Annotated in this window: 25 protein-coding genes; 14 read left to right on the top strand and 11 right to left on the bottom strand. The window is 60.6% G+C overall.

Features of this window, described 5'->3' with window-relative positions:
• The first annotated feature begins 60 nt into the window (after positions 1-60).
• The 7 genes from QWZ03_RS04980 to QWZ03_RS04950 all read left to right on the top strand — a co-directional run bounded on the left by QWZ03_RS04980 (position 61) and on the right by QWZ03_RS04950 (position 8,385).
• Positions 61-1,299, top strand: a complete 1,239-nt coding sequence (locus tag QWZ03_RS04980) for a cation:proton antiporter (RefSeq protein WP_290331729.1) — start codon at positions 61-63, stop codon at positions 1,297-1,299.
• Positions 1,286-2,437 (top strand): YbdK family carboxylate-amine ligase, encoded by a 1,152-nt coding sequence (locus QWZ03_RS04975; protein ID WP_290331728.1) that lies wholly within the window; start codon positions 1,286-1,288, stop codon positions 2,435-2,437. Before QWZ03_RS04980 ends, QWZ03_RS04975 begins: the two co-directional genes overlap by 14 nt.
• A 526-nt stretch (positions 2,438-2,963) precedes the next feature.
• Positions 2,964-4,328, top strand: a complete 1,365-nt coding sequence (locus tag QWZ03_RS04970) for a histidine kinase (RefSeq protein ID WP_290331727.1) — start codon at positions 2,964-2,966, stop codon at positions 4,326-4,328.
• Entirely contained in the window at positions 4,325-5,746 is a 1,422-nt protein-coding gene (locus QWZ03_RS04965; protein WP_290331726.1) for a sensor histidine kinase, read from the top strand. The genes QWZ03_RS04970 and QWZ03_RS04965 overlap by 4 nt, the downstream gene beginning before the upstream one ends.
• 39 nt (positions 5,747-5,785) lie before the next feature.
• Positions 5,786-6,049 carry a (2Fe-2S) ferredoxin domain-containing protein gene (locus QWZ03_RS04960; RefSeq protein WP_290331725.1) on the top strand — a complete coding sequence of 88 codons (264 nt, stop codon included), beginning with the start codon at positions 5,786-5,788 and terminating at the stop codon, positions 6,047-6,049.
• Between the two features lie 99 nt (positions 6,050-6,148).
• A complete protein-coding gene (locus tag QWZ03_RS04955) occupies positions 6,149-7,450 on the top strand; it encodes a sensor histidine kinase (protein WP_290331724.1) in 1,302 nt (433 codons plus the stop codon).
• 185 nt (positions 7,451-7,635) lie between these two features.
• On the top strand, positions 7,636-8,385 hold the full coding sequence (locus QWZ03_RS04950) for a LytR/AlgR family response regulator transcription factor (protein WP_284197478.1): 750 nt from the start codon (positions 7,636-7,638) through the stop codon (positions 8,383-8,385).
• Between the two features lie 64 nt (positions 8,386-8,449).
• Here QWZ03_RS04950 and plsY read toward each other — a convergent pair whose 3' ends face one another.
• Positions 8,450-9,067: a glycerol-3-phosphate 1-O-acyltransferase PlsY gene (plsY, locus tag QWZ03_RS04945; RefSeq protein ID WP_290331723.1), complete on the bottom strand. Its 618-nt coding sequence runs from the start codon at positions 9,065-9,067 to the stop codon at positions 8,450-8,452.
• 97 nt (positions 9,068-9,164) lie between these two features.
• Between plsY and folB the strand changes: the two genes are divergently transcribed.
• Positions 9,165-9,524, top strand: a complete 360-nt coding sequence (folB, locus tag QWZ03_RS04940) for a dihydroneopterin aldolase (RefSeq protein WP_284197476.1) — start codon at positions 9,165-9,167, stop codon at positions 9,522-9,524.
• A gap of 70 nt (positions 9,525-9,594) precedes the next feature.
• Here folB and rlmD read toward each other — a convergent pair whose 3' ends face one another.
• The gene (gene rlmD / locus QWZ03_RS04935; protein WP_290331721.1) at positions 9,595-10,914 is read right to left on the bottom strand and encodes a 23S rRNA (uracil(1939)-C(5))-methyltransferase RlmD; all 1,320 of its coding nucleotides are present in this window, start codon (positions 10,912-10,914) and stop codon (positions 9,595-9,597) included.
• Positions 10,915-11,224: 310 nt separating this feature from the next.
• On the opposite strand from rlmD, the gene thpR reads away from it, so the two are divergent.
• A complete protein-coding gene (gene thpR / locus QWZ03_RS04930) occupies positions 11,225-11,758 on the top strand; it encodes an RNA 2',3'-cyclic phosphodiesterase (RefSeq protein WP_290331720.1) in 534 nt (177 codons plus the stop codon).
• A 27-nt stretch (positions 11,759-11,785) separates the two neighbouring features.
• On the opposite strand, the gene QWZ03_RS04925 is transcribed toward thpR, so the two are convergent.
• The 4 genes from QWZ03_RS04925 to QWZ03_RS04910 all read right to left on the bottom strand — a co-directional run bounded on the left by QWZ03_RS04925 (position 11,786) and on the right by QWZ03_RS04910 (position 14,265).
• Positions 11,786-12,787: a hypothetical protein gene (locus QWZ03_RS04925; protein ID WP_290331719.1), complete on the bottom strand. Its 1,002-nt coding sequence runs from the start codon at positions 12,785-12,787 to the stop codon at positions 11,786-11,788.
• Positions 12,788-12,884: 97 nt separating this feature from the next.
• The gene (locus tag QWZ03_RS04920; RefSeq protein ID WP_284197472.1) at positions 12,885-13,286 is read right to left on the bottom strand and encodes a YkgJ family cysteine cluster protein; all 402 of its coding nucleotides are present in this window, start codon (positions 13,284-13,286) and stop codon (positions 12,885-12,887) included.
• Between the two features lie 83 nt (positions 13,287-13,369).
• A complete protein-coding gene (locus QWZ03_RS04915) occupies positions 13,370-13,699 on the bottom strand; it encodes a CBS domain-containing protein (RefSeq protein WP_290332048.1) in 330 nt (109 codons plus the stop codon).
• Positions 13,700-13,845: 146 nt separating this feature from the next.
• The gene (locus tag QWZ03_RS04910; RefSeq protein WP_290331718.1) at positions 13,846-14,265 is read right to left on the bottom strand and encodes an ATP-binding protein; all 420 of its coding nucleotides are present in this window, start codon (positions 14,263-14,265) and stop codon (positions 13,846-13,848) included.
• 31 nt (positions 14,266-14,296) lie between these two features.
• Here QWZ03_RS04910 and QWZ03_RS04905 point away from each other — a divergent pair, with 31 nt between their 5' ends.
• Positions 14,297-14,737: a FecR family protein gene (locus QWZ03_RS04905; protein ID WP_290331717.1), complete on the top strand. Its 441-nt coding sequence runs from the start codon at positions 14,297-14,299 to the stop codon at positions 14,735-14,737.
• A gap of 1 nt (position 14,738) precedes the next feature.
• Positions 14,739-15,335, top strand: a complete 597-nt coding sequence (locus tag QWZ03_RS04900; RefSeq protein WP_290331716.1) for an OmpA family protein — start codon at positions 14,739-14,741, stop codon at positions 15,333-15,335.
• A 21-nt stretch (positions 15,336-15,356) separates the two neighbouring features.
• On the opposite strand, the gene QWZ03_RS04895 is transcribed toward QWZ03_RS04900, so the two are convergent.
• Genes QWZ03_RS04895 through QWZ03_RS04885 form a run of 3 tightly spaced genes read right to left on the bottom strand, consistent with a single transcriptional unit; the run spans position 15,357 to position 18,750 of the window.
• Positions 15,357-17,456, bottom strand: a complete 2,100-nt coding sequence (locus QWZ03_RS04895) for a CHASE2 domain-containing protein (RefSeq protein ID WP_290331715.1) — start codon at positions 17,454-17,456, stop codon at positions 15,357-15,359.
• Positions 17,456-18,409 carry an MBL fold metallo-hydrolase gene (locus QWZ03_RS04890; protein ID WP_290331714.1) on the bottom strand — a complete coding sequence of 318 codons (954 nt, stop codon included), beginning with the start codon at positions 18,407-18,409 and terminating at the stop codon, positions 17,456-17,458. Before QWZ03_RS04890 ends, QWZ03_RS04895 begins: the two co-directional genes overlap by 1 nt.
• The gene (locus tag QWZ03_RS04885; protein ID WP_290331713.1) at positions 18,406-18,750 is read right to left on the bottom strand and encodes an STAS domain-containing protein; all 345 of its coding nucleotides are present in this window, start codon (positions 18,748-18,750) and stop codon (positions 18,406-18,408) included. The genes QWZ03_RS04890 and QWZ03_RS04885 overlap by 4 nt, the downstream gene beginning before the upstream one ends.
• 412 nt (positions 18,751-19,162) lie before the next feature.
• Between QWZ03_RS04885 and QWZ03_RS04880 the strand changes: the two genes are divergently transcribed.
• Positions 19,163-19,336 carry a hypothetical protein gene (locus QWZ03_RS04880; RefSeq protein ID WP_290331712.1) on the top strand — a complete coding sequence of 58 codons (174 nt, stop codon included), beginning with the start codon at positions 19,163-19,165 and terminating at the stop codon, positions 19,334-19,336.
• Here QWZ03_RS04880 and QWZ03_RS04875 read toward each other — a convergent pair.
• Together QWZ03_RS04875 and QWZ03_RS04870 are read right to left on the bottom strand one after the other, a co-directional pair.
• The gene (locus tag QWZ03_RS04875; protein WP_308447516.1) at positions 19,316-20,215 is read right to left on the bottom strand and encodes a hydroxymethylglutaryl-CoA lyase; all 900 of its coding nucleotides are present in this window, start codon (positions 20,213-20,215) and stop codon (positions 19,316-19,318) included. The two genes, QWZ03_RS04880 and QWZ03_RS04875, sit on opposite strands and share 21 nt — an antisense overlap.
• Positions 20,216-20,477: 262 nt before the next feature.
• On the bottom strand, positions 20,478-20,786 hold the full coding sequence (locus QWZ03_RS04870) for an ArsR/SmtB family transcription factor (RefSeq protein ID WP_284197462.1): 309 nt from the start codon (positions 20,784-20,786) through the stop codon (positions 20,478-20,480).
• Between the two features lie 135 nt (positions 20,787-20,921).
• Between QWZ03_RS04870 and gpmI the strand changes: the two genes are divergently transcribed.
• Both gpmI and QWZ03_RS04860 read left to right on the top strand, forming a co-directional pair.
• Positions 20,922-22,466 carry a 2,3-bisphosphoglycerate-independent phosphoglycerate mutase gene (gpmI, locus tag QWZ03_RS04865; protein ID WP_290331710.1) on the top strand — a complete coding sequence of 515 codons (1,545 nt, stop codon included), beginning with the start codon at positions 20,922-20,924 and terminating at the stop codon, positions 22,464-22,466.
• On the top strand, positions 22,463-23,794 hold the full coding sequence (locus QWZ03_RS04860; protein WP_290331709.1) for a murein hydrolase activator EnvC family protein: 1,332 nt from the start codon (positions 22,463-22,465) through the stop codon (positions 23,792-23,794). The genes gpmI and QWZ03_RS04860 overlap by 4 nt, the downstream gene beginning before the upstream one ends.
• Positions 23,795-23,812 lie beyond the last annotated feature (18 nt).

Raw genomic sequence — 23,812 nt, 5'->3', positions numbered from 1 at the left:
GCACTGAATGACACTTGCTGGTAACGGGCATGGCAAGCGTCCAATCGGGGGAGGATAGCCATGGACTACACCCTGTTTGCCCAGACCGTCCTGCTATTGCAGGACAACCGGCTGGTGGTGATCGGACTTTGCCTGATATCGGCCATTCTGTTGTCGGAGTGGCTGCATCGCCTGCTGTCGCATCTGCCAGCGATTACCGGCTACCTGCTGACGGGCCTGTTGATGGGCCCTTATGTGCTGGGGGTGCTGGATGGCGAGAACCTGACTCAATTGAGCCTGTTCTCGGATATCGCCATCGGTATCTTGTTGTTCGAACTGGGGCGACATCTGGACTGGCGCTGGCTCAGGGGCGAGCCCCGTCTGGTCATGCTGATCCTGCTGGAAAGTCTGGCGGTATTCTTTGCCGTCTATCTGCTGCTCTGGGGCATGGGACTACAGCCCCTGGCGGCCGGACTACTGGCGATCATCGCCATCACTACCTCTCCCTTGATACTGCTGCCGGTATTACGCGAATCACGTGCTGAAGGCCGTGTCAGCGATTGGGCGCAGGTATTTGCTGCCGCCAATAACATGCTGGCCCTGGTGGCTGCGGTGCTACTGGTTGCCCTTGCCCATCTGGCCCAGACAGGTGGCTGGCAACAGACGCTGATCGGGCCCATGCGTGAACTGTTGGGCGGCCTGGCACTGGGTATGCTGGCAGCCTGGTTGACCAGCCGTTTTCTGCACTGGCTGCGGGCGCATGGCCCACACGATGTGCTACCTACCTTGTTTCTGTTCGGAGCTGTCGTGGCGGTAGTTGGTGCGGCCAAGGCGTTGGCGTTTTCACCGTTATTGGCTGTGCTGGCACTGGGCTTTGGGTGCCGCCATATCAAGTCGGGCGAGGCGGTGCTGGGCATGCAGCTCGACCCATTGCGCAGCCTGTTTGTCTGCGTGCTTTTCGTGCAACTGGGTGCCAGCCTCAATCCCTCGGCCTGGCAAGGCGTGGCGCTATGGACGTTGCTGTTCCTGCTGGTGCGTACGCTGGCAAGGGTGGCCATACCGTATCTGCTCGCACCGTTATGCGGTTTGCGGCATGCCCAGGGTGGCTGCTTGGGCGTTGTGCTGATTCCTATGTCCAGCCTGGGCCTGCTCACGGTACATGCGTCGGTCACAACGCTGCCAGAGCTGGACCCGCAGGCCGCCGGCATTGCTGTGGCGGCCTTGATGGTCATGGAGTTGCTGGGGCCGATTTCCACCCGTTGGGCATTGAAGCAGGCGGGCGAGATAGCCGAGGAGGGGCGCCATCATGTCAAATCATGAACTGGACGAAATGCTGAGCTTTCAAGGCAGCGAGGCGTTGACCATGGGGGTGGAACTGGAGCTACAGATACTCTCGCGGCACGATTACAACCTTACGCGGGGCGCTACCGATCTGCTGGCCCAACTGGCCCGGCAGGATCATCCCGGCAATGTCGTGCCGGAGATTACCGAGGGCATGATAGAGCTCAATTCCTCGGTGCATCATGATTACACCTCGCTGGTGGCCGAGCTGGAGACGCTGCGCGACCATATGGTGGCGGCCGGGGATAGACTGCACCTGGCGCTGGCAGGTGGCGGTACCCACCCTTTCCAGCGCTGGCACGAACAGCGCATCTATCCCAAGGAGCGCTACCTCGCGCTATCGGAAATGTATGGCTATCTGGCCAAACAGTTCACCGTGTTTGGCCAGCACATCCATATCGCCTGTCGTGATGGTGATGAGGCCGTCCGGATGACCCGCCTGGTCTCACGCTATGTGCCCCACTTCATTGCCCTGTCAGCCAGCTCGCCTTACTACCAGGGCGTGGATACTGCCTTTGACAGTGCCAGGTTGTCGGCGGTCAATGCCTTTCCACTCTCCGGCACCATGCCGCCGGTTTACAGCTGGCGAGAGTTCTGTGACTACTTCACCCGCATGGTCGAGTATGGCGTGGTGCAGAGCATGAAGGACTTTTACTGGGACATCAGGCCCAAGCCCAACTACGGCACCATAGAGGTCAGGGTCTGTGATACGCCGCTTGCGCCCCGCCAAGCTGCGCGCCTGGCCGCCTTTGCCCAGGCGCTGGTGGCTTGGTTGCGGCAGGAAACCCGCCGCGCGCCACATCCAGACCTGGGGATGGCCTACAGCTACAACCGCTTTCAGGCATGCCGCTTTGGGCTCTCTGCCCAGTTCATCGATGTGGCCACACGTAGCCAGCGTGCCTTGCACGAAGATCTGATCGACACCCTGACTAGGCTGATGCCTGTAGCAGCCGACCTGCACAGCGAAGCCGCCATCAGCGAATTGTTGGGGCAGGTACTACGCATGGACAACGATGCGGCCTGGTTGCGCAGCGTGGCCGGGCGGGAGTGCTCGCTCAGCCATGTGATGCTCAGACAGGTAGAGCGATGGGCGGGACGGGAGGCATCGGTAGCTTGAACACAGAAGAGGTTCTATCTGAAGATGTGGCTGATCGAGGACGAACCGCAGGGTTTTGTTGCATGCGTGGTCTTGCCGCGGACTCAGACGGTGTAAGGGCTACCTGATACGGGTAGCCGGTTTTATACTGCAGTTGCTGCGCAAAGGCGCATTGCTTCCTTGGAGCAATGCGCCTTTTGCATTAGGTGAAGCTCTAGCAGCCTGGCTGTCGTCGCAATACTGCGCTACACGCAAAAATATTCGTCTTGTCTAATTCACCTATGCCACCTCATCGTTTTTATTCGCGCCTTGTCTTGCCTGGCAGTCGAGGCTTCCGGAAGTCTCTTTACGGTGCGATGACTGGGGCAATGCTTATCGTCACTGGTCCGCCCGATTCCGTACTTGGTCGCCTATGGGATGCGCCCCAGCCGTATCAGCAATAGGGTTACGCTACCAACAAGACGAGAGGGGGAGCACGACGATGCCCAATACCATGGCACTTGTATCAGGCAGTTCAGTCAGGCCCGTACCAGCGAGGGCACCCGGCATGATGTGGCTGGGTTATGGCTTGGCGATCCTGCTGCTGACCGATTTGCTGATACGGACATTGCCGCAACGGTGGGAGATCTGGTTTGACACTAATTCCGGCATCAGCCTTGGTATCAGCCTGGCTATAGCGGTGGTGGCGTGGCTGCTATGGACCCGCCTGCTGTTCCCGGCCTGGAGTGGATTACCGCACGACCATCGGTGGCGTCGCCGCTGGTCCTTCGTGGCCAGGGCGGTAGGCTGGCTGGGTGTGCTGCTGGGTGGTGCGCATCTGATTTCATCGTTCTTGCTGGCGGCAGATGTCGTGATGAACATGCCTGGTGAAGACCTGGGTGTGGCGGAGCATGCCTGGATCAGGCGGCACAGAAACGGTTACTGGTTCTTTACCACCCTTCTGCTTGCTGTATGGATGGCGGTGGCATACGGTGCCTGGCTGGCCTATCGGCGCTTCGAAGGGTGGCGTCACCTGTTCAGCATCGTGCTGTTTGTGGTGCTGATTTTCATGGCCACGTTCAGCGCGGGCGTTGTCAGCGCTTTCACTGGGAAGGTGTTGGCGAAAGACCCGGTCAATGGGATCGCTAAGCAAGCGGAAGTTCGCAACGAGAAGCACAAGTTGCCGGTACACACAGCCTACTCTCTGCTATTGCTGGCGGCGGCTGGGGTAATTGGCCTATCCGCATCGGCGCGGCTCCGCAACCGAGACGACCAACTGCTGATCAGCAAGTGGGAGGCCGAAGCCTTGCGCGAGCGGACAGGGCGCGAGCTGGCGGAGGCGCAGCTGAAACTGCTGCAGGCACAGATAGAACCGCATTTCCTGTTCAACACCCTGGGGGCCTTGCAGCAGCGGGCTGAAGGCAAGGCGCCAGAGGCGGCAGCACTAGCGGCCGATCTGGTGCGCTTTCTGCGTGGCAGCATGCAGACCCTGCGGGCCGAGCAAACCACACTGCAGGAGGAGTTTGGCCTGGTGGAGGCTTACCTGGGCGTGATGCAAGCGCGGCTGGGCGCGCGCTTGCGCTACCGGCTGGACCTGCCATCCAGCCTGACTGGGCAGACCTTGCCCAGCATGATGCTGCTGACACTGGCGGAAAACGCGATCAAGCATGGTATCGAGCCATGCCCAGACGGCGGTGAGGTTTTGGTGCAAGCCTGCAGCGACGGCACGAAGCTGACGCTGTGTGTCGTGGACACAGGTGCTGGCGTCAGCGATATCCCCGGCACAGGGGTGGGCCTGGACAATATCCGCACCCGCCTGAAATTGCGCTATGGCAGCGCCGCCTGCCTTGAACTCGAAGAAAATCAGCCGCAAGGCTTTGTGGCGCGCATCACGCTACCCATGGTCAACCAGGCAGAAGGGGTATTGGCATGAATCCCTTCCTGATGCTGAGACAGTATGTGGTGGCGACGCGACCCCGCATGATCGCCCTGGTCGTTGTGATGGTGGTGCTGCAGGCAGTGCTGGGCCTACTGGCCAAGCGAGTCTTTGTTGCGATGGGCTTGCCGCCAGGAGTGCTGGAGCTGCTGGTGCTGGGTATCAAGTTTGCCGTTCTGGTGTGCTTTTTCACCCTGGTCAAACCGGTATGGGCCAAGCAGCCAGGGGTTGGCGGAAACGATGCAGGCCCTCGCGCTGCCACCCGCTTCGGGCGCCTTTTTCTTGCCAGTGAGCGCTACAGCGCATGGTGGTACAAATCCGAACAGCACATCCAGCAACGTGATGTCGACAGGTTGGACAAACTGTTCACCACGGGCCGCGGACGCTTGCTGATCGGCGTATGGCTAGTGGGTTTCAGCATTGTTGCTGTTCTGCTGTCCGGAATAGATGTGACCCGATTCCAGGTCGCCGCTACCTGGCATTCACCCTCTCTTTATGTAGGTGCCGCGGGCTTGGTGGTGGGCGTGTTGGCAGGCTGGTTGGTGCTGGATCTGTGGGTGGGCTACCGCAAGTACGCGGGCAGGCTATGGTATTTCGCCGGCATCATGTTGCTGGTTATGGTGCTGGTTACCGTCTTGCTCTGGGCCATGTTGCTGCTGGTTGATGGTAAACGGGATTTTTCGCAGCTAGGTGTCGTGCTGGTTGCCTCGGGCGGCGCTTCCTTGCTGCTGCTTTTGCTGTTTGTATCGGTGGTTGCCCTGGTTTCGTCTATGCGCAACATGGAGTACGCAGTCGAAACCAATGAACTACGCCATCAGGCCGAGAAGGCCGAGGCCGAACTCAAGTTGCTGCAGGCGCAGATAGAGCCACACTTTCTCTTCAATACCCTGGGGGCGCTGCAGCACCGGGCGGAAGGCAAGGCCCCCGAAGCGGCCGCTCTGGCTGCAGACTTGATTCGCTTTTTGCGCGGCAGCATGGCAACGCTGCGGGCCGAGCACACCACGCTCAAGGATGACTTTGCCCTGATTGAGTCCTACCTGGCAGTCATGCAGGCCCGCATGGGCGACCGTTTGCGCTACCGGGTAGAACTGCCTGCTGAGCTAGGCAATCAAGCAGTGCCCAGCATGATGCTGCTGACCCTGGTGGAGAATGCGCTCAAGCATGGCCTGGAACCCTATGCGCCCGGTGGCGAGGTGGTGGTAACCGCTTGCCTGGACGGTGGCAGCATGCTGCTGACCGTTGCCGATACTGGCCGAGGCGTCAGTGACTTACCGGGTACCGGCGTGGGGCTGGACAATATCCGTACCCGACTGAAACTCCGTTATGGCAGCGCGGCACGGCTGGAGCTTGAGGAAAACGAGCCGCAGGGATTTTTGGCACGTTTACGGTTGCCATTGGACTCTGGCAGGGTTTGAGATGACCACCACGGTACGGGATGGACCTACAATCGGCCCATGAAAACCATCATGGTCTGTATCAAGCATCGCTATACCGATAAACCCTCCTGTGGCGGCCGGGGCAGTGATGCCCTGGCTTGTGCGCTGGAGCAATTGATCGCGGACAGGCAGGCGCAGGTGAAGGTGCATCGCTTTCCCTGCCTGGGGCTGTGCGAGTTGGGGCCAAACATGAAGGTGGTGGCCGGTGAGATGTTCCATCATGTCAGCGAGGCGATGCTGCCCGATATCCTGCAGTCGGCGCTGGACGAACCGGAAGACTAGTTCGTTGTTGATGCCGCCAATCTCGTCGTTTGTCTCCTTGTACTGGGCGCTGGCAGTTAGCCGCATTAATCTGCCATGACTCCCCCAGGGCAAACCGGCATGCTTGAGAACACCCGCACCTTTGAAACCCAGGCAGCCACTGCCGAAACCCTGCCGACGGCGCATGGCTTGCTGGCACGCGCCTTTCAGCAGGGTGATCGATTCAATGCCTGGCTGATCGGTTCGCAGTCTCAACTTAGCCAGCAACAGCTGGACGAAGTGGACGGCTTGGTCAGATCCCCGAAGGCCTGGTTGATAGGTGGCGTACTGTCTGTCTTGATTCTGGCGACGGCCTATCTCTTCTGCGTGTTTGACAGTAGGGTGGTAGTGCAAAGCCTGCACGACGGAACGCGGCATATCAGCATTGAGATTGCTCGCCAGCCACTACCCGGCTCTTTCAGTCTGGTGGCGATAACCCTGTTGCTGGCGGTCTTCTGGTCCGTGCTGGATGTCTGGTATGGCTACGGCAAATACCTGGGTCGTTTGGGTGGTTTTCTCAAGCTGGTGGCTTGGGTGGTGCTGCTACCGCTTGCCTTGATGATTCTGTTTGGTGCTGCGGGAGTGTTTTTACGTACCACAGGCTCGCCTTTGCAAGCCTTGGGCGAGATGCTGGTGACGCGACTGCTGGGCAATATGGCCATGCTGGCCGTAGGGCTGGGTATGTGCGTGGGAGCCATGCTGACGGTGGCTTTTGCTCATTGGCGCAACAAGGAGATGGAAGAGCTACGCAGTAGGCTGACAGCCGAAGCCCATGCAGAGCGAATGGCAAGGCAGCTGAGCGAGGCGCAACTGAGGCTGCTGCAGGCGCAGATAGAGCCTCACTTCTTGTTCAATACCCTGGGGGCAGTGCAACAGCTGGCGGAGGATGGCGCTCCCCGTGCTGCCAACCTGACAGCCAGCCTGATCCAGTTTCTGCGCAGCAGCCTGGCGCAGTTGCGCAATGGCATGGTGACGCTGGGCCAGGACTTTACCCTGGTGGAGGCCTATCTGCGCATCATGCAGGCCAGGCTTGGTAGCCGCTTGCGCTACACATTGGCACTGCCGCCTGACCTGGCAAGCCAGACCATACCCAGCATGATGCTGCTGACCCTGGTGGAAAACGCGATCAAACATGGCATCGAGCCTGCGCTAAGGGGCGGCAGCATTACGGTGAGTGCCAGCATGGAGGGAGGGCAACTCTGTCTGCAGGTGCGTGATACCGGTGTTGGCTTGCCGCCCATGCTTGAAGGCGGTGTAGGGTTGGCCAATATCCGGGAGCGCCTGCAACTGGGCTTTGGCGAGCGTGCTGGCCTGGTGCTGCTGGAGCAGGAGGAGGGCGCGCTGGCTGAGTTGCGTTTGCCGCTGGTGGATGGCGCAGGTTAGCCCTTTGAACAGGCGCTTAGCGTCGGTGCAACACCGAGAGGGGAAAAACTAGCTGTTGTTACGGCGCTTGCGGTGGGTTTGATACGCTCCCGTCAGGCTTGGTTGATACCCTGGTGAGGCTGTGGCTACCCTGGTGCGAAGTGGCTCCACCAGTTATGCAATAACACTTTGAAGCAGAGAGAATAATGAGTACACGTATCCTGATCGCCGAAGACGAACCCCTGATGCGCGAGCGCCTGGAAGGTTTGCTGCAAAAGACCTGGCCTGAGGCCGAGCTGGTGGCGGTGGCCGAGAATGGTAATGACGCCTGGGATGGCTATCTCGAATACGAACCCGATGTGGTTTTCCTCGATATCCGCATGCCTGGGCTATCCGGGCTGGAAGTGGCTGAGCGCATAGCGGGTGGCGCCCATGTGGTGTTTGTGACGGCATACGACCAGTACGCGGTGGAGGCGTTTGAGGCAGGCGCGGTGGATTACCTGCTCAAGCCGGTTGAAGTGGATCGGTTGGCCAAGGCAGTAGAGCGTATCAAGACCAAGCTGGCCGCTCAGCCGGCCGACCTGGCCGAGATATTGAGCAAGCTGAAATCGGTGGTGCCGCAGCAATCAGCCGAGAAGCTCAAGTGGATCAAGGCCACGGTGGGCAAGCAGATCAAGCTGATCAATGTGGAAGACGTGCTGTTCTTCCAGTCGGATACCAAGTACACCCGGGTGGTGCTGGCGGACTCAGAGGCGCTGATACGGACCCCGCTGAAGGATTTGCTGGCGGGATTGGACCAGGAGAAGTTCTGGCAGATACACCGGGGCACCATGGTCAATGTCAATGCGATTGCTGCCGCAGAGCGCATTGATGCCGAGCGTATGCAAGTGCTGGTGAAGGGATGCAGCGAAAAGCTGCCGGTCAGCCGCGCCTTTACCCATCTGTTCAGAGATTGAACGTCAGATAGGCGAGTAGTGCATCGGGTGACATCCAGCCTTGTGGGTAGCGCCCGCCGGGCAATTATTCTTCCGCTTTGGCTTTCTCGCCTATCTTGCCTTCGGTGCCGGCCAGGAGATTGAGCAGATTGCGCTTGTGGCGCTGTACCAGCAATGCTGCAATCAGCAAGACCGCGCCGAACAGTGCGGGTCGGCCGGGCAGCAGCAGATGGCAGGCTATGGGCGCCGCGACGGCGGCCACTATGGCGGCCAGCGACGAGATACGGGTGGTTGCAGCCATGACCAGCCAGACCGTCACGGTGGCGAGGCCCAGGCGCCAATCCAGCGTCAGCAGCACGCCAGCCGCTGTCGCGACACCTTTTCCACCCAGAAAGCGGAAGAACACCGGCCACATATGGCCTACGGTGACGGCCACTGCCACCGCAGCCAGCCAGGGGTCAGGAAGGTCGGCCAACTTGGCAGCCAGTACCACCACCACTGCTTTGAGCGTATCGCCCAGCAAGGTGAGCACGGCGGCCAGCTTTTTGCCTGAACGCAGCACATTGGTGGCACCGGGGTTGCCCGAGCCGTAAGAGCGGGGGTCTGCCATCTTCATCGCACGGCTGACGATGACGGCAAAAGACAGCGAGCCGACCAGGTAGGCGGCGATCACAAAGGCAAGCGGCAAGGCGTAGGGCGGCATCTACAGAATTCCACTACAATGGGCAGCCTCGGATTCTAAGCCGGTTGCGGCATCCAGCGATAGCGAGCAAGCGCTGGAGCGTGCACTGGGACACGATATGGACATTATTTACCTGCACGGTGTGAAGGCCAGGACGCTGATCGGCGTCTACGATTGGGAGCGCGTAGCACCCCAGGTGGTGGAGATAGACCTGGAGCTAGGCATACCCAGTGCCCGCGCCTGCCAGACCGATGAACTGGCCGATACCATAGACTATGCCAAGGTGGTGGAGCGTCTGCGGGGTGTATTGGCCGAGCAGCACTTCCTGCTGCTGGAACGCTTGGCCGAGTATATTGCCCAGGATGTGATGGGAGAATTCGGTACGCCCTGGGTGCGGGTGTCGGTTACCAAGCTGGGCATATTGCACGAGGTGGGCCGTGTTGGCGTCACGGTTGAGCGTGGTCACCGAGGCGGTTGATGCGGTGGTAAAACAACCAAAAAAGCGACCCACGGTCGCTTTTTTGTTTTGGTTTGCCGGTTGTGTCGCTTTACTGCTTCTCGAACCAGGCCATGGATTCGACGTGGCCGGTATGGGGAAACATATTGACCACGCCGGCGGTCTTCATGGTGTAGCCCTTGACGTTGACCAGCACATTGGCGTCGCGGGCTAGGGTGGCGGGGTTGCAGCTGACATAGACGATGCGCTTGGGGCCATGTTCGGCCGAGATGGATTTGCACACTTCCATGGCGCCGTCGCGTGGTGGGTCGATCAGCATGCGGTCGAACTGACCCAGGCCAGCCATGATTTCTTCGGTCATTTCGAACAGGTTGGCAACCTGGAATTCGGTCTGGTTTTCCAGGCCGTTCTTGATGGCGTTTTCGCGGGCGCGTTCAACCAGCTGCTGGCTGCCTTCTATGCCCAGCACCTGGGCACCCAGTCGGGCGATGGGCAGGGTGAAGTTGCCCAGGCCGCAGAACAGATCGGCAATCCGCTCGCCCGGCTGTGGATCCAGCAGGCGCAATGCACGGCCGACCAGTACGCGGTTGATATGCGGGTTCACCTGGGTGAATTCGGTGGGTTTGTAGGGCATGACTATGCCGAACTCGGGTAGGCTGTAGCTGAGTTGCGGCGCATCGAGCGGGTAGAAGGGGTAAGCCGTGTCCGGTCCCTTGGGCTGTAGCCAGAATTGCACCTGGTACTGGTCTGCAAAGCTGCGTAGCAGGGCTTCGTCGTCGGTGTTGATGGGGTCCATGATGCGCAGGACCAATACATCTACATGCTCGCCCACGGCCAGCTCTATCTGCGGCATGCGCTCGCGGATGCTGAGTTGCATGACCAGTTCGCGCAGCGGCACTAGCATGTCGGAAATCTTCCGAGGAAGGATTTCACAGGACTTCATGTCGGCAATGAAGCTGGAGCGCTTTTCATGAAATCCCACCAGCACGGTACCCTTCTTGGCCACGTAACGGGCCGACAGGCGGGCACGGTGGCGATAGCCCCAGGTGGGGCCGTAAATGGGTGTCAGCAGGGTTTCTGGCTTGACTTCGCCGATGCGCGAAAGGTTTTCTTCCAGCACGCGTTGCTTGGCGGCCACCTGGCCACTGGCCTCGGCATGCTGCATGGAGCAACCACCGCAGACGCCATAGTGCTGGCATTGCGGCGTGGTGCGCAGAAAGCTTTCCTTCAGCACGGCCACGGCCTGGGCATTTTCGAAGGTGGGCTTTTTGCGGTAGCTGGAGTACTCGACCACTTCGAAAGGCAGGGCGCCATCGATGAAGATGGTCTTGCCATCTACGTGGGCGACACCATGGCCGTCGTAGTCCAGGGATTCTATGGTGGCGACGGGATTACGGCGTGGTTCGGTCATGGTGTAAGGGCTGGGAAGCGGAAAAAGCCGGCGATTATAAGCGCTTGAGTCGTTTAGGGAAATTGCCTTTGGCCGGGGCGGCGGAAAAAACGAGGCCGACACTATCTGGGTGTCGGCCTGTGAGTCAGGCGGCGTTGGCCGCCTTCGAGGGAGATTGTGTCTGTTCGACTGATATCCGTTATAGCCCCCGGTATGCTGTTTGCAAGTCATTGTCATACCGTCCGTCGTTTCATGAGCGGTCAATGGCATGAGGCCTGCCGTATGGCGGCCTGCCGACGCCCAGGGCGGCTACGGCTTTAAAATCAGGGCTATGCCTGCAACCAACGACATTCGTTTATTCCTGGCACTTTGGCCAGACGAGGCCGTGGCTGATGCCCTGCATGCTGCCAGTGGCAGGCTGCAGGCCTTGTGCGGCGGGCGCCGCATGCGGCGTGACACACTGCACCTGACTCTGGTGTTTTTGGGTAATACACCCAGGTCGCGCCTGCCGGCACTGATGGCGGCGCTGGCCCAGGTAGCCCTGATGCCTGCCGAGCTACGGCTGGATCACTATGGCCGCTGGCGTCCTGGCATCACCTGGTTGGGCCCGTCGGACCCGCCGCCTGCCCTGTTGCAGCTTGTGGATAAGCTACGCGCTACCCTGGATGAACTGGGTCTGAAGTATGACCGCAAGGCTTTCAAGCCGCATGTGACCATGCTGCGGCATGGCCACCCACCAGCGGCTTGGCCGGATGATGCGCCGCTAGTCTGGCCGATCAGGGGATTCCGGCTGGTGGCATCCTCGACAGAGGGAGAGCAGGGGCCGGAATACCAGGTGTTGGAGAGCTATCAGCTGAATGCCTAGGGGTGTAAGCAGGCATTGAGCAGGCCCTTACGGCTGCAGACCACCCAACTCGGCATTGGCATTGTTCAGGCTTTGGCGCTGCATCGCCTCTTGCTCCTGCACGATCTCTTGCACACGCCTGAAGTGAGCGTTGTAGCGATCAAGCAGGGCTTGATTGTTGAACGCCACATTGCCTTGCTCTACCTCCCATGCCTTGGGGTTGCGGGCCAACAGATCCACCATCGCCCCCATTTCATCGATGGCTTGGTTTTCCAGCGCCCACAGCTTGTCTATGTTCCTGCGCGCTTTGACCAAGCCCTGTTCAAAACCAGACCTCAGGTCTGACTTGTCTGCTTCGCTCATATTCAGTGTGCTGATACTGGCCAGGGTGTTGTTTATGGCTTGATGGTTACGAGCCTGATAGGTATTGGCAATCTGGCGGACCTCGTGCACCAAGGCCCGGCGTTGATGGAAACCGGGGTCTTGCGAGAATTGGCTGGCATTGAGCAGGTTCTCCCAGCCTGAATTGCTGATTTCGCGCTGATAATCGTTGCGCAAGGCAGTCAAATCGCGAAAGAAGGTCTTGATGAAACGCTCCAGCTCGCCAGCCGAGCCGGTGGCTCTGGGCGTGGTATCGATAAGTGCGCCCTGCTTGGGTAGACCGTCCTGACCATTCAGCAGGTCGGCACTCATACTGTTGATCTCGCCACGGATCTCGCTCACCGCAACTTGCAAGGCTGCGCGATCGGCCTGTCGCTTGCTGGCGATGCTGTGGGCGGCCAGGCTGCCGAGACCTGCGGTGACCAGCACGGCCAACAGGGCAATGCCGGCCTTGGTATTGCCGTGGCGCCGGCCGAAGACCAGGTAGAAAACCGCGAACAGCACCAGGGCCACGGGCAGGTTATAGCCCACGGTATAGGGCAGGCTGACTGCCTTGCCCAAGGGCAGTATCACCGACAGCACCAAGAGCAGCAGGCAAAGGCCAGCCAGGCTGATGGCCCAGCGATGTGTGGAAGGTGCCTGAGGGCTGGGGGCGCTGTTTGGAATCATGCAAGGCTCTAGAGTACAGGGGGTGTGGGGGTGGAATCATAGCGCACGGGTTTGGCACGTCACCATTTCAACCCGCTGTAGCGGAGTGTTGGTGGCGTTAACGGGTGCGGTAGGCGCAAAAACCGGGGCGCGGGCCGATACGTGGATGATTGCGACAGGTATTGGGGCGCTTGGCGTAGATGGTGCAGCGGCGGCTTTGGGCATCCAGGTACAGGCAATCGCCATTGGCCCGGCGGGTGAGGGTGTAGATGCTGTGCTTGAAGTTGAAGTGCTGCACGATCCTGGCCTTCATCAGGCGCTTAGCGATTTGCTTGGGCGGCTCGCCCTCGGCTTCAAAGGCATCCACCACGCCCATGCGTACCAGGTCAGCCAGCTTGACCTCGACTGGCATGGTGCAACAGGTGGCCATGCAGCTATCGCACAAGCCATCGCGGTATTTCAGCCAGGTGCCGGTACGGTCCAGATCGGCATGGTGCAACAGTATGGGCTTGGCGGTCATGCAGTAAGGCGGTGAGGGAAGCAGGCCGGGGATTATATCGGACTTGGGCTGCTCTTGCGGCAAAGTCCTTGAATCTAAATGGACTAGTGGCTTTTCCCGGCCCCGGCGTACTCCAGTCCTGCCCTATACAAGGCAGCAATCAGATCGGACTGTGTGAGCATGCCTACCAACTGTGCCTGATGGTTGAGTACGGGCAGATGGTGCATGCCGCCATCGGATAGCGGCTGGACTAGGTCGGTAATGGCCTGGTCCTCCTGCGTGGTCAGTACCTGGGTCGTCATGATGCTCGATACCGGCAGCGTCTCCTGCCGGGGGTGCATCTGGGTTTGGCCGTCAGGCGTGATCAGGAAGTCATGCAGGGTGACGATGCCCAGTACATGTCCTTGTGGATTCAGCACAGGCAAGGCTTTGATGCGGTGCTGGCGCGGTTGCGCTCAGGGTTCCCCCAGTGAGGGGGGGCCTGTAGGGTGGCACCGAGATTATATAATGTGGATCGAACGTGGGCACTGGGCTTTGGGCAGCAGGCAACAGGGAGCTGCGTGAGCGCTGGTGGCGATCATCATGTCCCCGGCCAGCACTTGAAATTGAGTGCCACCACATTTCTACCTTCACGCCAGACATAGTGGCATCGACTAGGTAGTGACTTCACCAGCAGGCAACCTACCCCGCCTACCTGCCCGTGCTCCACCGTATGGGCATCTTGCAGCAGCGGGTTATAGGGCTGGGCGGCATCCAGATAACAGATTTCGACCTCGTCTGCGCGGCGGGTGATTTCCAGCCACACCAGAGCCTGTTCAGCGGGGGTGTCGGGCCTGTAGCCGTGATGCACGGTGTTGGCGAACAACTCTTCCACCACCAGCTGGGCTCTCAAGGCTTCCTGTTGAGCAAGGCCCAGCGCCCGGCATGATTGTGTCAGCCAGTCCTGCAGGGGGTGGAGTTGGCTGAATTGCGCGGGAAAGCAGCGGGCGTACTGAATCATTGCTATACGATAGTAGATGGAGGTACACATCATGAATATCAAAGTGATAGCTGTGGCAGTGCTGCTTGCCCTTCCCGCCCAGGCCGAAGAGGCTGCCGGCATGATCAAGACGGCGCAGGGCAAGGTGGAGGTGGTGCGCGGCGGCCAGCGCTTGCCGGCTGGGCCGGGCTTTGCTGTGATGCAGGCCGACAAGGTGCAGACCGGTGCGGCCAGCAGCGTGGGCATTACGCTACGGGACAATACCTTGCTGTCGGCGGGGGCGAATTCGAGCTTGTCGCTGGATCAGTATGCGTTCAACCCGACGACCCATCAGGGGCGGATAGACGCTTCGCTCAAGCGCGGCACCTTGTCGGTGATCTCGGGCAAGATTGCCAAAACCTCGCCGGATGCTGTGCATTTTCGTACTACGGCAGTCACGCTGGGTGTGCGGGGTACCGAGTTCATACTTGAAGCGCACGGCGAGGACGATTGAGATGGAATTGTTTGTGCCCTTTACCCTGGCGACCTGGCTGATTGCCCTGAACCATGAGCCGGCCAACGACAGGGTGGTGTTGCTGCCCAGCGCCGATGGCCGTGCGGGGGCGGTGCAACTGAGCACGGCAAAGGGCGAGTTGCTACTGGCGCAACCCTTTGCCGCCGCAGAAGCCAGCGCCGATGGCAACTTGACCGGCAGTACGGCAGATGGCCCCAGTGTGCAGGCGCGTTATGGCGATACGTTGGCGGCATTGCCGGCCAGGCCGGTTTCGTTCACCGTCTACTATCTATCGGGATCGGCCGAGGCGTTGACGGCGGAATCGGCTGGGCAACTGGATGCACTCAAGGCAGAGCTGCTACGGCGGCCGGTGCCCGAGATTGTGGTGGTGGGGCATACCGACCGAGTGGGTAGTCAGGCCGATAACGATGTACTGTCGCTGGCCCGGGCGGGCATGGTGCGCCAGCGCTTGCTGGACAGCGGGGTCAAGGCACAAAGCATGGAGATTGCCGGCAGGGGAGAGCGGGAGCTGGCGGTGGATACGGCGGATGAGGTGGCCGAAAGCCGGAATCGCCGGGTGGAGATCATTGTCCGCTGATCGTGCTGCGGGCGGCCGTTGCTAGCTATTGCGGCGTAACAGCAGCAGGGTGAGATCGTCCGATGGCGGGGCGTCACCGACAAACTGCTGCACATCAGCCTGTACTGTGCGGACCATGTGTTCGAGTGGTGCATCTATTGGCATACCGGTCAGCAAGGCTTCCAGTCGTGCCATGCCATATAGCTCGGATTGCGCATTCATGGCTTCGGTAATGCCATCTGTGATCACGCAAAGCGTATCTCCAACTGCCAGTTGGTAGGCTTGTACGGGGTAGGGAAAATCTTCCAGTATGCATAGCGGCGGCCCGCCAGCACCCTTGAGCTGTGTCAGGCTGCCGTTGCTGCGCCTTAGCCAGGGTGCATCATGGCCTGCGTTGATCAGATGCAGTTTGCCTGTCGCTACATCCAGTATCCCGGCCACCACGGTAATGAACAGGGTTTCGGGGTTTTCGCGCGCCAGTTCGTGGTTCAGTTGGCCGATGATGGCGGTGATGTCGTCCTCACCCCGTAGCGCAATGCTCTTGCCCAGCGCCTTGGCCACCACCATGAACAGGCTGGCCGGCAGTCCTTTGCCCGAGACATCCCCCACGATGAAGAACAGATGGTCGGTGCTGAGCATGAAGAAATCGTACAGGTCGCCACCTACTTCGCGTGCGGGCTCCAGTACGGCGGCCAGCTGAAAACGGGTTTCGCCAGGGAACTGCCGGGTGGCATCAGGCAGCGAACCCAGCTGCAGGCGGCGTGCGGCGGCCAACTCGCCCGCCACCTTGGCCGCCAGTTCGCGCTCGTGCTGCAGGGCTTGCTGCGCCTGTCGCCGCTGGGTATCGGTCTCGAGAAATCGGCTGCTCAGCAGGCTGCCCAGCAGCAGGCACAGGCCGATCAGGATACTGGCCGCATCGAACAGCAGCCCACCATACCGGAACCCGGCAAAGCCGGCAGCGGCGACGAGGCTGAACAGCACGGCTGTGCCGGGCGCCAGCCAGCGCAGTCGGGTACGCGGTACGGCCGCTATCAGCAGCAAGCCGGCCAGCAGTAGCACGCCACCTTCGAGGTGGCGCATCCAGGCGGGTCGTTGCAGAAACTGCCCGGCTATCAGGCTTTCCATCAGCTGCGCCTGGATTTCCACGCCGGGCACCTGCGCATCCAGCGGTGTGGCACGCAGGTCGGTCAGCCCAAAGCCGGTGATGCCGATCAGCACCAGCTTGTCTTGCAGCGCGGTTGGATCGACCTGACCAGACAGTACCTGGGCTGCCGAGACGCTGCGGCTGTGGCGGGCTGGTGCAAAAGGCAACCAGACCTCGCCATTGGGCAAGGTGGGGACGATCAAATCGGCGACGCGGGCTTCGCGTATGCCTTGCTGGTCCACCACCAGCGTGACGGCGGGTACGCCTGTGGCGACCCGCAGCATTTCCATGGCCAGGGAGGGGACAGGCTGCTGGTTGACGCTGACGGCCAGCGGCATGCGCCTGACAACGCCACCGTCCAGATCTACCGATAGGACAGCCTGGCCGGTGGCAGCCGCTTGCAACTGCGGTAGGCTGGCCAGTACCCAGGGATAGGCGCGCAGCCAAGGTAGCGCATCGCCGCCCTGGACCAGCACAGGCTGGCTGCGTAGGCCCTGGGTGGTCGATAGCGTAGGGTAGTCGAAGCCGGCGGCGCCCAGTACCACCGGGGCAGACTGCAGCGATTGCACCAGTACTGCTTCATGGCTGGGTAGGGCAGCAAGGGTGGTGGCGAGGTCGGCCTGCTTGGCAGGCAGGTTGCGGGCCACCATGGCGGGCGAGGTCTGATCCAGCTCGGGCATGTAGAGATCAAGTCCGATGGCCAGGGGGCGGTGGGTATTGATGGCGTCTATCAACCTGGCCAGCTTGTTGCGGGGCCAAGGCCATTGACCTAGCTGTTGCAGGCTGGGTTCGTCTATCTCGACCAGGGTGACGGGCTGGCCTTGCGGCTGGCGCGGCCAGGTGTGCTGGTAGAGATCGAACAAGGCCAGGCGAGCGACGGGCAGGCCAGCTTGCGGCGACAGTTGCTGGAAGCCCAGCAGGATAATCAATAGCAATATCGCCAGCGGGCGGCCCCGCCTGGCCTGTAGCAGCGTCGCCACAGCGCCGCGTCGCGGCATCAGAGCACGACTTCCAGGCCATCCCATGCCGATAGGATCTCCAGCGGGGCACCTTCGCGGGTCAACTCCTCGAACCGGCGGGTTTCGTTGAGTATCTGGGCGATCTGCAGGTCGTCATAGGCGGGTTCGTGGTGGAACAGGCATAGCCGCTTGGCCTGGGCCAACTGGCAGAGTTCCACGCCGACGATATTGGACGAGTGGCCCCAGTCCTCCTTGACCGAGATGGCGGCGGCCAGCGAGTACATGGCATCGAAGATCACCAGGTCGGCCTGGTGGAAAAAATCGGCAAAGGCGGCGCGCTCGGCCAGATCGCCGACATCGTGCTCTGAATCGGTGGTGTAGACCACCACGGCCTTGCCATCGTCGAAGCGCCAACCATAGGAGTCGCCGCCATGGCGCTGTTTCTTGGCGCTGACGGTCAGGCCCGCCACGGCGTAGTCACGACCGGGCTCCATGACATCGAAACGGATATCGGCCCGCAGCAGGGAGAAATCCACTGGGAAGGACGGTTCGGCCTGCTGGCGGCGAAAGGCGAATTCCGCCTCGCTGTGGCAGCTGTGGATGATGAGCTGGTTGCCAGGGATGTAGGCGGGTGTAAAGAACGGGAAGCCCATGATGTGATCCCAGTGCAGATGGGACATGAACACATGATAGGTCTGTGGCTTGCCGCCATGCTGCCCCAGGTAATGGCCGGCCAGTGGGCGGGCGCCGCTGCCCATGTCGAGAATGATGTGCTCGCTGCCGCCTGTCTCCAGTTGTACGCAGCTGGAGTGGCCGCCAAAGCAGCCGGCGGTGGCGAAGTCGAGTCGATCCACATAGGCGACCACCTGCTCGTGGCTGCTTAAATCTACCCCGGCTGCCCCCGAAAGCGCCGTGATCAACTTGGCCCGTACTGCTTGTGCTGTCATGGATACCGGGATGGAACCCCGGGTGCCCCAGAAGCGGACTTTCATCGCAAGTCCTCTATCGCATCGGCAACCGTGGGGTAGACCTTGAGTACCTGATCGAAGTGACTGATGACAAAGACTTCGGCCACCAGGGGAGTGAGTGCGGCAATGGCGATGCGGCCTTGCTGAGCGGTGGCCTGCTTGTGGGCCAGCATTAGCGCTCGCAAGCCTATGCTGGAAATGTACTCGACCCCGGCGAAATCCAGCACGATGGCCGGCTGGCCTGCTTGGCAATCGGCCAGATAGGGTGACAGGGCAGCGGAGAAGGGTTCGGCCCCGGCCTGGTCTATGCGGCCCTGGGTGCTTAGCAGCTGGATGCCATTGATCAGTTGTGCGCGCAATTGCATGAGGCTATCCGGTAGTCGTGGACAAGGCCGGGCAGTGGTACTGCCTGATGGTTTTATTCTAGCGCCTGATTTGGACTTTATAGCCTGATACACAGCTTGCAGCGGTGGCAGGAGAGGGGGCACGGGGTGGGTTGGATCAGGGGCAGGCCAGATGCTTGCCCATGGTGTGCGGGAGTCGGGTGGCGAGGGCGATGTTCATGGTGCGATCAGTCGGCCCGACCTGGCGTATGGCTAGGCCGCCAAAGCTGTAGAACCTTTGTCCATTGGTCGTTCTTGACTTGCCGCTTGTCGCGCGCACCCGACGTTTTGGACAATGTGGCAAATTTGCTATTGAACTTTGCCGTAAATGTACCGATATTCGGGTTGAAGGCCGATTGATCAGTGTGCGCCATGGGCGCAGAAGGGATGCAAGATGATCACCGTCTTTGATATGGCCTCAGGCCAGGATGAAAAGGTAATCGGCGAACCGGTTGATGTGGCCCAGGCCACCGAACAAGCCAGACCACGCCAGGAGCTGCAGCTGCGACTCCTGACGCTGGACGAGGCCATGGCAGCGGAGCAGCGCTCAGACCGCCCTGGCCGCTAAGGCTGTCGCAGCCTTGGAGGCAAGTGCCTTGCCCAACTGGCCGTTGATAAAGCGGCCAGCTGCGGCGAGTTTCTCTAGATCCACCCCGGTCTGTATCCCCAGGCCGTCCAGCATATACACCACGTCTTCGGTGGCGACATTGCCACTGGCACCCTTGGCGTAGGGGCAACCACCCAGGCCGGCGGCAGAGCTGTCTATGGTGGCTACCCCCATTTCCAGTACCGCATAGATATTGGCCAGCGCCTGGCCCCAGGTGTCATGGAAGTGCGCACCCAGCTGCGCTACCGGCACCGCTGCCGATACTGCGGCGATCATCTGGCGGGCTTTCTCTGGTGTACCTACCCCTATGGTGTCACCCAGCGATACCTCGTAGCAGCCCATATCGTAGAGCGCCTTGGCCACGCGAACGACGTCGGCCAGTGGTACTTCGCCCTGATAGGGGCAGCCCAGCACGCAGGACACATAGCCGCGCACGGCAACGCCATTGCGGCGTGCTGCCTCGACGACCGGTGCAAATCGGGCCAGGCTCTCGGCTATGCTGCAGTTGATGTTCTTCTGCGAGAAGGCCTCGGACGCGGCGGCAAATACCGCTATCTCATCGGCACCCGCAGCACGGGCGGCCTCGTAGCCCTGCATATTGGGAACCAGCACAGGGTAACGTACGCCGGGGCGGCGCTTGAGGCCACGCATTACCTCGGTGTGGTCGGCCATTTGCGGCACCCACTTGGGCGACACAAAGGCGGTGGCCTCGATAACGCTCAGGCCGGCATCGGCCAACTGGTCGATAAAGGCGAGCTTCACTTCGGTGGATACCGGCGATTTCTCGTTCTGCAGGCCGTCTCTTGGGCCGACTTCGACGATCTTGACTTGCTTGGGCATGGCCATATTGTGTTGTCTCCTGTTGAATCCCTGAGTACGTCTACCTGCCACACCTGCGGGGCTTTCTTGGGGGGGCGAGGACGGATCATTCAGCGGTGGTCAGCTGATTTTACCTGCTGCAAGGCGCTCGCGGCTTGACTCGACCCTGTGCGGGAGGCAGCGATGTGGATTTTGCAGGCGGCCCAGGCTCGTTAGCATTGAGGGCGAGGCCGCAACGAACAAGGGCCGCTGGTCGCGGCCCTTGTCTGGGAGCTGTATCGGTTTACTTGGCGAAGCCGCAGAACACATCGCGCATCATGCTGACGACTTCCAGCGTGCGCGGATCGCCCACGCGGTAGTAGACGCGGTTGGCATCCTTGCGGGTGCGCAGCACGCCTTTCTCGCGCATGATGGCCAAGTGCTGCGAAATATTGCTCTGCGAGGTACCGACCGCGTCGACGATGTCCTGCACGCTTACTTCGTTCTCGCCCAGCACACACAATATCTTGAGGCGCAGGGGGTGGGACATCGCTTTCATCGCGCGGGAAGCCTGCTCGATTTGTTCGTCGTCCTGGATCAGGTGATAAGACATGGCGTACTTCTGAATATTATTCGGTTGGAATATAAGAAACTTTAATCTCCGGCATGTTAAACGTCACCCTGTGGCCGCGCAACCGCGCACTACACGGTAAAATGCCCTTGATATGAACTCGCCCAGCTGACTCCCATGACTGCCGTGACCCCCGTACTGCTGCTAATCCTTGATGGTTTTGGCCATCGCCTAGAGGGTGAAGACAACGCGATTCTGCATGCCAGCAAGCCCAACTGGGACAAGCTGGTGGCCCAGCACCCGTACACTACCATCAATGCGTCAGAGCAATATGTCGGTTTGCCTGCAGGCCAGTTTGGCAATTCCGAGGTAGGCCATCTCAACATAGGTGCTGGCCGAGTGTTGCAACAAGACATCAGCCGGGTGGATTGTGACGTAGCCGACGGCGCACTGGGAAAAAATCCGGTGCTGGCCCAAGCCATCTCGACCGCCAGTGCATCGGGCAAGACCCTGCATGTGATGGGGCTGGTGTCGGACGGTGGCGTGCATAGCCACGAGAGCCATATTCATGCGCTGATCAAGGATGCCCACCAGGCCGGGGTGCAGCGGATTGCCGTGCATGCCTTCTTGGACGGTCGCGATACGCCACCGCGTAGCGCCGAGCGCTATCTGGGCCGCTTGCAGGCAGTATGCGATGCCTGCGCCGGAGCCGAGATTGTCTCGGTGGTTGGGCGCTACTATGTGATGGACCGCGACAAGCGCTGGGAGCGCGTGGAGCCGGCCTATCGCCTGATTGTGGATGGCGAGGCGGAGCATGTGGCCGCTACGGCGCTGGAAGCCCTGCAGGCAGGCTATGCCCGCGAAGAAAACGACGAATTCATCCTGGCGACGGCGGTACGCCGTGATGGCAAGGTCAGCCGGATGGAAGACGGCGATGTGGTGGTGTTCATGAACTTCCGCGCCGACCGCGCCCGCGAAATCACGGTGGCCATCAACGAAGACAGTTTTGATGGTTTTGCCCGCCCGCGCCGCCCGCAATTGGCCAGCTATGTGACGCTGACGAGCTATGCCGAGGCCTATCCCTACCCGGTGGCCTATACCAAGCCCAAAGTGCAGAACAGCTTTGGTGAATATATTGCCAGCCTGGGCCTGAAGCAGTTACGCATTGCCGAGACCGAGAAGTACCCGCATGTGACGTACTTCTTCTCGGGCGGCGAAGAGAAGGAGTTCGCCGGGGAGGATAGGGTGCTGGTGCCCTCGCCCAAGGTGGCGACCTATGACCTGCAACCGGAAATGAGTGCGGTGGATGTGACTGATCGCATCGTGGCGGCCATAGAAAGCAAGCAGTACGCCGCCATCATCTGCAACTATGCCAATGGCGACATGGTGGGGCATACCGGTAATTTTGCCGCTGCGGTTCGGGCGGTTGAGGCGCTGGATGGCTGTGTGGCCCGCTGTGTGGCGGCCATGCAGGCCGCCGGCGGTGAAGTGCTGATCACGGCCGACCATGGCAATTGCGAAATGATGTGGGACAAAGGATCGGGCCAGCCGCATACTCAGCACACCACCGACCTGGTGCCTTTTCTCTATGTCGGCCGCCCGGCAACGCTGGCACCCGGTAATGAAGGTGCATTGAAGGATATTGCCCCCTCGCTGCTGGCGATGATGGGCCTGCCTCAACCGGCTGAGATGACCGGCCATTCGCTGATCCGATTCGCGTGATACGCCGCCTTGTGACCCTATGGCTGGCTGCCGGCCTGACGGCGGGCGTGGCTTGGGCAGCCCAGCCGGAAGAGGACCTGCAGCAACTGCGCGAGAAGATAGACAGCCTCAAGCAGGAGCTGCAGGCCAACGAAGCGACGCGCCACGAGGCAGCTGATGCACTGAAGGAGTCGGAACAAGCCATCAGCGAGGCCAACCGGTCGGTCGCCTTGCTCAATCGGCAGCAGCAGCTGTCGCAGGCCGAGCTCTCACGCGTCAATCGCGACATCAACCAGGTGAACGATAGCCTGCTGGCCAACCGTAGCCGGCTTGCCGCGCTGATACGGGCGCGCCAGCGTAATGGCGAGCACGAGGCGCTGCGCCTGCTGTTGAACAAGCAGGACCCGAACCGCCTGACCCGCGATCTGCGCTATTACCGCTATATTGCCCAGGCGCAGCATCGCCTTTCCGGCGAGTTGCAAGCCCAGTTGGACAGGTTGAATGGCCTGGCCGAACTGATACGGCAGAAGCAGCAGGAGCTGGAAAAGATTGCCGCAGACCGCAAGGCAGCACGCGACAGGCTGCGTGCGGAACAGGCGAGCAAACAGGAGGTCCTATCGAAGATCGCCAGCGAAATAGGTACCCAGCGCAAGGAAATCGGCAAGCTGCAGCGAGATGAAAAACGCCTGACCAACCTGGTGGAAAGACTGGGCCGGATGATACGTGAACGCGAGCAGAAGGAAGCCCGCGAGCGTGAGCGCAAGGAGAAGGCCCGTAAGCTGGCAGAAGCCAAGGAAGCTGCCAGGCTGGCCCGTACGGCCAAGACTGGCAAGAAGCCGGTGGAACCAGTGACGGCCAAGGCGGAGGGTGAACCTGCGACCAAGCCGGAGATCGAAGCCAAGCCCGATGCCGTAGTGAAGCAGAACGATGCCTTGCCTGACAGTAGCGCCAATGGCCGGCGCTTTGCCGAGTTGAAGGGGCAACTGCGCCTGCCTGCGCGTGGTGAGGTGGTGGGTAAATTCGGCTCGGCGCGTAGCGAAGGCACCTTGTGGAAAGGGGTGTTCATTCGTTCGCAATCCGGTCAGGGGGTGAAGGCGATAGCCGGCGGTCAGGTGGTATTTGCCGACTGGCTGCGCGGCTTTGGCAATACCCTGATCGTGGATCATGGTGGCGGGTATATGAGTGTCTATTCGGCTGCCGATGCGCTGATGAAGCAGATTGGTGACCGGGTCAGGGCTGGCGATGACATCGCGACTAGCGGGAATAGCGGTGGCAGCGAGCAATCGGGCATATACTTCGAGATAAGATATCTTGGCAAGGCCCTTGACCCATTGGTGTGGGCGAAATAGCCGGTAAAGGAAATTGGC

It is taken from the genome of Chitinimonas viridis (genome assembly GCF_030409555.1).
Classification (GTDB): Bacteria; Pseudomonadota; Gammaproteobacteria; order Burkholderiales; family Chitinimonadaceae; genus Chitinimonas; species Chitinimonas viridis.
This window is presented reverse-complemented; position numbering and strand designations above follow the sequence as displayed.

Excerpts from the sequence above, each read along its gene's own strand:
- QWZ03_RS04980 (WP_290331729.1), top strand. The coding sequence starts at position 61 with ATGGACTACACCCTGTTTGCCCAGACCGTCCTGCTATTGCAGGACAAC.
- QWZ03_RS04975 (WP_290331728.1), top strand. The coding sequence starts at position 1,286 with ATGTCAAATCATGAACTGGACGAAATGCTGAGCTTTCAAGGCAGCGAG.
- QWZ03_RS04970 (WP_290331727.1), top strand. The coding sequence starts at position 2,964 with ATGATGTGGCTGGGTTATGGCTTGGCGATCCTGCTGCTGACCGATTTG.
- QWZ03_RS04965 (WP_290331726.1), top strand. The coding sequence starts at position 4,325 with ATGAATCCCTTCCTGATGCTGAGACAGTATGTGGTGGCGACGCGACCC.
- QWZ03_RS04960 (WP_290331725.1), top strand. The coding sequence starts at position 5,786 with ATGAAAACCATCATGGTCTGTATCAAGCATCGCTATACCGATAAACCC.
- QWZ03_RS04955 (WP_290331724.1), top strand. The coding sequence starts at position 6,149 with ATGCTTGAGAACACCCGCACCTTTGAAACCCAGGCAGCCACTGCCGAA.
- QWZ03_RS04950 (WP_284197478.1), top strand. The coding sequence starts at position 7,636 with ATGAGTACACGTATCCTGATCGCCGAAGACGAACCCCTGATGCGCGAG.
- plsY (WP_290331723.1), bottom strand. The coding sequence starts at position 9,067 with ATGCCGCCCTACGCCTTGCCGCTTGCCTTTGTGATCGCCGCCTACCTG.
- folB (WP_284197476.1), top strand. The coding sequence starts at position 9,165 with ATGGACATTATTTACCTGCACGGTGTGAAGGCCAGGACGCTGATCGGC.
- rlmD (WP_290331721.1), bottom strand. The coding sequence starts at position 10,914 with ATGACCGAACCACGCCGTAATCCCGTCGCCACCATAGAATCCCTGGAC.
- thpR (WP_290331720.1), top strand. The coding sequence starts at position 11,225 with ATGCCTGCAACCAACGACATTCGTTTATTCCTGGCACTTTGGCCAGAC.
- QWZ03_RS04925 (WP_290331719.1), bottom strand. The coding sequence starts at position 12,787 with ATGATTCCAAACAGCGCCCCCAGCCCTCAGGCACCTTCCACACATCGC.
- QWZ03_RS04920 (WP_284197472.1), bottom strand. The coding sequence starts at position 13,286 with ATGACCGCCAAGCCCATACTGTTGCACCATGCCGATCTGGACCGTACC.
- QWZ03_RS04910 (WP_290331718.1), bottom strand. The coding sequence starts at position 14,265 with ATGATTCAGTACGCCCGCTGCTTTCCCGCGCAATTCAGCCAACTCCAC.
- QWZ03_RS04905 (WP_290331717.1), top strand. The coding sequence starts at position 14,297 with ATGAATATCAAAGTGATAGCTGTGGCAGTGCTGCTTGCCCTTCCCGCC.
- QWZ03_RS04900 (WP_290331716.1), top strand. The coding sequence starts at position 14,739 with ATGGAATTGTTTGTGCCCTTTACCCTGGCGACCTGGCTGATTGCCCTG.
- QWZ03_RS04895 (WP_290331715.1), bottom strand. The coding sequence starts at position 17,456 with ATGCCGCGACGCGGCGCTGTGGCGACGCTGCTACAGGCCAGGCGGGGC.
- QWZ03_RS04890 (WP_290331714.1), bottom strand. The coding sequence starts at position 18,409 with ATGAAAGTCCGCTTCTGGGGCACCCGGGGTTCCATCCCGGTATCCATG.
- QWZ03_RS04885 (WP_290331713.1), bottom strand. The coding sequence starts at position 18,750 with ATGCAATTGCGCGCACAACTGATCAATGGCATCCAGCTGCTAAGCACC.
- QWZ03_RS04880 (WP_290331712.1), top strand. The coding sequence starts at position 19,163 with ATGATCACCGTCTTTGATATGGCCTCAGGCCAGGATGAAAAGGTAATC.
- QWZ03_RS04875 (WP_308447516.1), bottom strand. The coding sequence starts at position 20,215 with ATGCCCAAGCAAGTCAAGATCGTCGAAGTCGGCCCAAGAGACGGCCTG.
- QWZ03_RS04870 (WP_284197462.1), bottom strand. The coding sequence starts at position 20,786 with ATGTCTTATCACCTGATCCAGGACGACGAACAAATCGAGCAGGCTTCC.
- gpmI (WP_290331710.1), top strand. The coding sequence starts at position 20,922 with ATGACTGCCGTGACCCCCGTACTGCTGCTAATCCTTGATGGTTTTGGC.